The sequence below is a fragment of the Halorhodospira neutriphila genome, from assembly GCF_016584055.1.
GTDB classification, from domain to species: Bacteria; Pseudomonadota; Gammaproteobacteria; order Nitrococcales; family Halorhodospiraceae; genus Halorhodospira; species Halorhodospira neutriphila.
On record NZ_NRSH01000113.1, the window covers coordinates 1 to 6,942 of the forward strand.

At 70.6% G+C, this 6,942-nt stretch carries 6 protein-coding genes and 1 tRNA gene; 3 read left to right on the forward strand and 4 right to left on the reverse strand.

Annotation, left to right across the window (positions count from 1 at the left end; all coding sequences use genetic code 11):
• The first annotated feature begins 153 nt into the window (after positions 1-153).
• A tRNA-Thr gene (locus CKO13_RS09440) sits at positions 154-229 on the forward strand.
• Between the two features lie 174 nt (positions 230-403).
• Positions 404-613 (forward strand): hypothetical protein, encoded by a 210-nt coding sequence (locus CKO13_RS09445; RefSeq protein ID WP_200260032.1) that lies wholly within the window; start codon positions 404-406, stop codon positions 611-613.
• 155 nt (positions 614-768) lie between these two features.
• Here the strand turns inward: CKO13_RS09445 and CKO13_RS09450 are convergent, their stop codons facing one another.
• From CKO13_RS09450 to CKO13_RS09460, 3 genes are all read right to left on the reverse strand, one after another.
• Complete coding sequence (locus CKO13_RS09450) at positions 769-1,083, reverse strand: TRL domain-containing protein (RefSeq protein ID WP_200260035.1); 315 nt, start codon at positions 1,081-1,083, stop codon at positions 769-771.
• Between the two features lie 181 nt (positions 1,084-1,264).
• Positions 1,265-3,913 carry an AAA family ATPase gene (locus CKO13_RS09455; protein ID WP_200260038.1) on the reverse strand — a complete coding sequence of 883 codons (2,649 nt, stop codon included), beginning with the start codon at positions 3,911-3,913 and terminating at the stop codon, positions 1,265-1,267.
• A gap of 3 nt (positions 3,914-3,916) precedes the next feature.
• Positions 3,917-5,038: a metallophosphoesterase family protein gene (locus tag CKO13_RS09460; protein ID WP_207132171.1), complete on the reverse strand. Its 1,122-nt coding sequence runs from the start codon at positions 5,036-5,038 to the stop codon at positions 3,917-3,919.
• Between the two features lie 395 nt (positions 5,039-5,433).
• Between CKO13_RS09460 and CKO13_RS09465 the strand changes: the two genes are divergently transcribed.
• Positions 5,434-6,348, forward strand: a complete 915-nt coding sequence (locus CKO13_RS09465; RefSeq protein WP_200260041.1) for a homocysteine S-methyltransferase family protein — start codon at positions 5,434-5,436, stop codon at positions 6,346-6,348.
• A 145-nt stretch (positions 6,349-6,493) separates the two neighbouring features.
• Here the strand turns inward: CKO13_RS09465 and CKO13_RS09470 are convergent.
• A partial coding sequence (locus tag CKO13_RS09470) for a metal-dependent hydrolase (RefSeq protein WP_200260044.1) occupies positions 6,494-6,942 on the reverse strand: 449 nt, incomplete at its 5' end.

Genomic DNA, 6,942 nt, shown 5'->3' on the forward strand with positions numbered 1-6,942 from the left:
CCACGAGGGCCTCGATCAGGGTGTAGCCGTGGCGGGTGCGAGGCATCCCTTCCTCCCGATGGGCTCGACGCTCCGTGTCGAGCGGCCGCTGAAGGCTTGGTCTAAGCGCGCTTATAGGCTACAATCTGCACTGCTTAGTTCATAGGCATCCGTGCCGGTGTAGCTCAGTTGGTAGAGCAACCGATTCGTAATCGGTAGGTCGGTGGTTCAAGTCCACTCGCCGGCACCAGATAACCATAAAGATCAACAACCTAGAGCTGCCAAAGCGCTCTGCCCAACATACCGGCCAACTCTCCCCAAAGCGCTGGAATAAGCCGGCTCCCCCATCTCCCTAAAAGAGCTGAGCAGCTCTGCACACACCTATATCCCAAGGACGTAGCCCACGGGTCTAGCCGGAACCCCTATGACGGAACACGAGGCACAGCAGCTTCAACTCCTAGATCAACTCAACGACATCCTCGAAAGGCTCGACCCCGACCATCTCACCAAGGCCCAGCAGAGCGTTAACCGCTCGATCGAGATCCGCAAGCGCCAAGCGCGGGAGCAGGCCCTAGCCGAGATACGCGAGATCAGCCGCCGCTACGGTGTCCCCCTGCGCGAACTCGCTAGCTAGTCGGTAAGGATTTTTTTTCGAGTAGTAATGACCATGGCGAGGTGATCTTTTACCTTTACAAATGCACCATCAGAATTTTTGATCACCTCGCCATTATTTCCGCGGTTTGCGTGTATTACCTGGTTAACTGACCAACTGTTTCTTAAGGGCAGCGCTCACTTGCCGTGTACGGTGACGCACCGCTGGGAGAAGAGTATAAAATAGCGCTGGCTGTAATCCACGTACTTGATATTCTCGATTCCCGCCTCTGAAGCAGCCTTCGGGAGATCCTTGTTACCAAAGGGACCGATGAAGCCGAGAATATAGTTCTCACACTGCGAATTGCTCTTCATGGATTGCGTGAAATCCGTGCCTTCCAAATTCACAACATTGCTAGTGGAAGGCTGCATGGTCGAGCAACCGCTCACCAGAAGGATAGCTGCGAGGCTCGCACCGGCCACCAGATGGCTTTTTCTCAGCTTTCCTGGCATTACTCTCTCCTTTTTGAAGATTAGCCCCAAAAACCCTTTTAATTTTTTATCAATACCTTCCTACATGTCAAGTACGGAATGCGCTATGGTCTTAAGAATCAAGCGCAACAGCCTCCGAGAAGGCCTGAAGCTCTTCTACCGATGGAGGTGAACCGACCTATCTCTCCCCATTGGCATTCCATCACCCCACCCGAAACTCCACCGCCCCCAGCGACAGATAGTCCATGGGCCGGCAGGTGAGCACCAGGACCTGGTGCCGCTGGGCCGAGCGGGCGAGGAGGTGCTTCATGGTGTCAAAGCGCTCCTGGTCGGCGTAGACCAGGGCGTCGTCGAGGATCACCGGGGGCGCCTCGCCGCCGGCCTCGGCGAGCAGGTCCGCGAAGGCCAGGCGGGTGAGCACCGCCACCTGCTCCCGGGCGCCGATGCTGAGCTGGGTGAAGGCCTCCGCCTGGCCGCCCCGCTGCAGGCCCTCCACGGCCAGGGTGTCGCTCAGCACGGGCTCGGCGCCGGGGAACAGGTAGCGCAGGTACGGGACCAGGTAGCGGTTCAGGGGGGCGAGGTAGGCCTGCCGGGCCTCCCGGGCGGCCTCCTCCAGGGCCCCGGCGGCCCGCCAGACGGCCGCCGCCTCCCGCTCTACGGCGGCAGCCTGCCGCTCGGCGGCCTCCTCCTCGCGGGCCAGCTCGGCCACCTGCTCGCTGAGGCCCTCGTCGCCCGTCTCGCGCAGGGCCCGGCGCAGGCCGTCGGCCTCCCGCTCCAGCTCCTGCTCGCGCTCCTTGGCCTTGGTCACGGCGGCTCGGGCATGGGCCACCTCCGTCTCGATGGCCTCCGGGTCCAGGGCGTCGAGGGCCTCCCGCGCCTCCCGGGCCGCCGCCGTGGCCGCCTCCTCCTGGCCCTGCTTGTCGCTCAGGGCGCGGGCGAGGGTCTCGTCGTCGGCCTCGGCGCGGGCCTCGTTGAGCTGGCGCTGGTACCGCGCCCGGTTGCGCTGGATCTCCTCCAGGCGGGTGCGGGCCTGGGTCAGGCGGTTGTCCGCCGCCTGGACGGTCTGCTGCTGGGCGTCGAGGGCTTGGCGCGCCTGGTTCCGGGCGGTCTCCGCGCCCTCGCGCTCTTGGCGGGCCTGCTCGCAGGCCGCCGCTAGCGCCTCGCCATCGGGGTCATCCTCGGCCGGCGTGGGCAGGCCGGCCAGCTCGGCGTCGAGCTGGTCCAGGCGCTTGCGCAGGCCCGCCAGGCCGCCCGCCTCCTCCGGGGCCAGGGCGGCGAGGCGCTGATCCTGGTTGCTGGCCTCCTGCTCGTGGGCCTGCTTGCGGGCGAGCTGGTCCTCGGCCTCGGCCAGGGTGGCCACGCCCAGCGCATCGAGGGCCGCATCCCGCTCCCGCCGGGCGCGGCGGGCCTGCTCCTTCTGCTCGGGCAGCTCGGCGCCGCCGGCCTGCACCTGGATCCGCCCGACCCCGTCCAGGATCACCTCGGCCTCGCCGGTGATGCGGTAGCCGGTGCCGTCGCCCTGGGCCTCGCCGGTCACCTGGTAGGCCACGTTGACGGCCAGCTCCATCTGGGTGGCCGCGCCCTGCAGCCGGGCCTCGGCCTCGCCGAGGGCCTGCTCCTGGCCGCGCAGGGCCTGGAGGGCCTGGTCGGTGACGGCCAGGGCGCCGGCGGCCTTGCGGGCCTCCCGCGCCGCGGCCTCGGCGGCGGTAGCCTTGGCCAGGGTGTCGGCGACCCGGTCGCGCTCGGCCTGCACCGTCTGGCGGCGCCGCAGGCCCTCGAGGTGGCGCTCCCGGGCGCGGTGGCGGTCCAGGGCCGTCTCCGCCGCCTCCAGGGCCCGAGCCAGGCGGTCCCGCTCGGCATCGGCCTGCTCGGCCTCCCCCTGGCGGGCGGTGACGGTCTCCTCGGCGTTGGCCTCCTGCTCCGCCAGATCGGCCACGGCGTCGCGCAGGGTCTGCCGGCCCTGCCAGCGCTCCTGGGCCTGGGCCCGCTCGGTGGCGGCGAGCTTGGCCTGCTGCTCGGCGTCTTCGACGGCCCGGCGGCGTTGATCCAGCTCCTGCTGGCGCGCCTCGGCCGCCTGCTGGCGCGCTTCCATCTGCGCCACCACGCCCTCCGCGCGCATGCGTGCGCGCTCCTGCTCCACCCGCTCCAGCCGCTCGCGGCGCTCGGCCTCCTCGTGGAGCCGCTGCTCGGCCGCCTCCCGGGCCGCCCGGGCCCGCTCCAAGGCCGAATGGGCCTCCTTCAGCTCGCCCCGCGGCTTGCCGGCCTTGGTCCAGAACCGGTCGCGCTCCGTGGCGAACTCCTGGAGCAGACGGGGGCCGACATCACCCCCGAGGACCTCGCCCACCTCCGTGTCGAGGACGCCCGCGAGCGAGTCGCGAGCCGTGGCATTGGGGACGACAGGCTGCTCGAAGGTCTCGCCCTGGGACACCCACAGCAGGCCCCACAGGCCGTGGTGCTCGAGCTTGCTGGCCCCCTTGCCGGGGCGCTGGAAGCCGAGCAGGGCCTGGAGCTGATCCTCGGCCGCGTCGTCGGCCCAGGTCTGCCCGCCCCCGCACAGCTCGGCCCTGGGCTTGCTCACGAAGCGCTTCCAGAGGCGGTATTCCGTGCCGCCCACGGTGAAATCCAGCTCCACCTCGGGCGCCACGGCGGCGCCCAGCGGCTGCATGGCGCGGGCGGCTTCCCCCATCAGGCCGTGCTTCTCGAACAGTGCGGCGCGGATGGCCTCGAGGAGGGTCGACTTGCCCTCCTCGTTGCCGCCGCCGATGACCGCGAGGCCAGGCGGCAGCTCGGCGATCTCCACGGGCCCCATGAGCTTGCGGAAGTTGGTGACGCGGACGCGCTGAAGCTGCACGGCTCAGCCTCCCCCTTGGCGGCGGTAGGCGGCCAGGAGCATCTCCAGGGCCGTGGCATCCGCGGGCTCGCCGGCCTCGGCCCCCTGCCGTAGACGCTCCGCGGCGGTGGCGACGAAGCCGGCGCCGTCCAGAGCGGCGAGATCGGCCTCCGAGGCGCGAGTGGTCAGCTCGGTATCGTCCACGCGCAGGTGCCGCAGACGCCCCCGCCAGGCGGCGAGAAGCTCGTCGAGGTCGGCCTTGTCGGCCAGGGTCAGGGCGCCGCGAAGGGTCAGGTCCACGACCTGGTCGGTGGTGGGCTCGCCCAGGCTGGCCAAGCGATCGCCCAAGGCGACCACGTCGTCGGGCTCGTGCAGCGGCTGGCTCAGGCGGTGCCAGCGGTAGCGGGTGGTGGCCCGGGTCTCCACCGCGGGGGAGCCGCCGTCGCCGGGCAGGGTCACGAGGAGGGCGTTACCGGGATGGCTGCTGGTGAAGCGGTCGGTCTCCGGTGTACCGGCGTACCAGGTGCGCTCGTTCACTTGCAGGGTGCCGTGCCAGTCGCCCAGGGCGAGGTAGGCCAGGTTGGCTGTAGCAGCGCGATCCGGGGCGATGGGATTGGCCGCCTCCGCCTCGGCGGGCAGGAAACCGGTGACGCTGCCGTGGGCCAGGCCCACCGGCGTATAGCCAGCGGGGATCTCGGCCGCGTCGAGCCAAGCCGTCACATCGGCGGGCTCGTGGCGCCGCTGCAAGGGGGCCGGCAGGACGGCCAGGCCGGCCTCCTCCAGCAGGATGGGAGCGGGCTCGGTGGCGAGGTAGACGTGCTCCGGCACCGCGCCGAGCCGTCGGGCCCGATCCCAGACACTCTCGGCCACCGCGGCGTCGTGGTTGCCGGGCAGCAGGATCCAGGGCCCCGGGAAGGCGCGGAGCCGCTCGAAGAGCTGCCGGATGGTGCGGTCCGAGACGGACTGGGCATCGAAGACGTCTCCGGCCACCAGGACGGCATCCACCTCCTCCGTGCGGGCCAGCTCCGCCAGGGTGGTCACGGTCTCCAGGCGCTGGTTGCGCAAGGCGGCGCCGTCGTCGCCGGGGATCGGGCCGAAGCCCTTGCCGATCTGCCAGTCGGCGGTGTGGAGGAGGTGAATGGCCATGACCTTCCCTAGGAGGTAGCTTCGAGAGGCTAGCCCTGATGCGGCCGAGCTGCTTAGCCTCCTGGTCCACACGCCTTCCTGCGGCGCCATCCGGACAGACTATGCCCATGGTACCAACGAGGCAATTGGACCAGCACCCCAGGCCCTGGAGTTTGTGGTGAAGCGGCGCACGGTGCGCAGCGTCGTTCTTCCCGCGTCTCCGGCGATCGCCACCCGCGGCTGGACTTGATACGATCAGTTTATAGTCCAGATCAAAACCACCTATCGCCTCTATCCATCCCGTCCCCAGGAAGCGGCTCTGCACCACCAGCGATGAGTGCATGGTCTGCCGTGGAACGAAGCGCTGGCGGGCATGGTGGATAGGCCCTTTGCAACCAACGAGAAGGTAACGTCCAATGACCTCTACAGACCCCCAAGTAGTGCTGCTGGACGGCGGCATGGGCCAGGATCTCCGGCGGCGCAGCAGCCTCCCCGCCTCGCCGCTCTGGTCCGCCCAGGTGATGCTCGACGAGCCGCACCTGGTGACCGCCGCCCACCGCGACTTCATCGAGGCCGGCGCCCGGGTCATCACGGCCAACACGTACAGCGCCACCCCGCCGCGCCTGGCGCGCGACGGCGATCCCCAGCTCTTCGGGCCGCTGCACGCCGCCGCGCTGAGCGCCGCGAGCCAGGCGCGCGAGGAGAGCGGCCAGGAGGACGTGCGCATCGCCGGCTGCCTGCCCCCGCTGATGGCGAGCTACCGCCCCGACCTCGCGCCGGACGAGCCGACCTGCCTGGACCACTACCGCCAGATGGTGGCGGCCCAGGCCGAGGGGGTCGATCTCTTCCTCTGCGAGACGATGGCCCTCACCCGCGAGGCGCGCGCCGCGACCACCGCGGGGGCGGAGAGCGGCCTGCCGGTCTGGACGGCCTTCACGGTGGACGACGGCGACGGCACACGCCTGCGCTCCGGCGAGCCGCTGGCCGAGGCGGCCCGGGAGGCCGTGGCCGCCGGCGCCGAGCGGGTGCTGGTCAACTGCGCGGTGCCGGAGGCGGTAACGACGGCGATGGGGGAGCTCGCCGGGATCGGCAAGCCGTTCGGCGGGTACGCGAACGCCTTCACCTCCGTCGCCGCGCTCCAGCCGGGGGGCACGGTGGATGTCCTCGAGGCCCGCACGGACCTCGACCCCGACGCCTACGCCGAGCACGCCCTCCAGTGGGTGGAGCAGGGCGCGGCCATCGTCGGCGGCTGCTGCGAGGTCTTCCCGGCCCATATCGCGACCCTCGCCGAGCGACTGGCCGCAGCGGGGTACCGCCTGGCCTCCGCGTGAGCGCCCCGGCGCCGGTCAGCCCCCCGTACCCCGGGGAGCTGACCGCCCAACCCGAGGGCAGCCGTTGGCGCACTCGCTGCCCTCCAGCCGGTGAGCCGGCGGATCCCGTGCGCCCGCTAGGGCCGGGGCCGGAGAGTCCGCGCCTCTAGCGCTCCAGCAGCTCCCGCCACCCCTCGACCCCCCGATCGATCCACGGCCGGGTGTACTCGTCCGCGAGGGCCACCAGCTCCGGTCCCAGGCCAGCGAGTACCACGGCGGCCCCGCCCAGCAGCAGGACCACCCACGCCGTCTCGCCGGCGCCGCCGGTCTGCACCGTCACCGGCGCCGAGAAGTGGTGCTGCCAGGGCCAGAGCAGCGGCAGCCCGGCGTGGGTGAGCCAGTCGGCGCCAAGGTGGGAGAGGTAGCCGACCACGAAGGCCGCCACCAGCCCGCCCGCCACACCGCCCCAGAGCCACAGGGCCGCGCCGAGGGCGGCGATGCCCAGCAGGGAGTGGGTGACGCCGCGGTGGCCGACTAGGCTGGAGAGGGGGTGGCTGATGAACCACAGGCGCCGCCCGAGCCAGGAGCCGGGGTGGTCGAGGTCCGGGGCCAGTG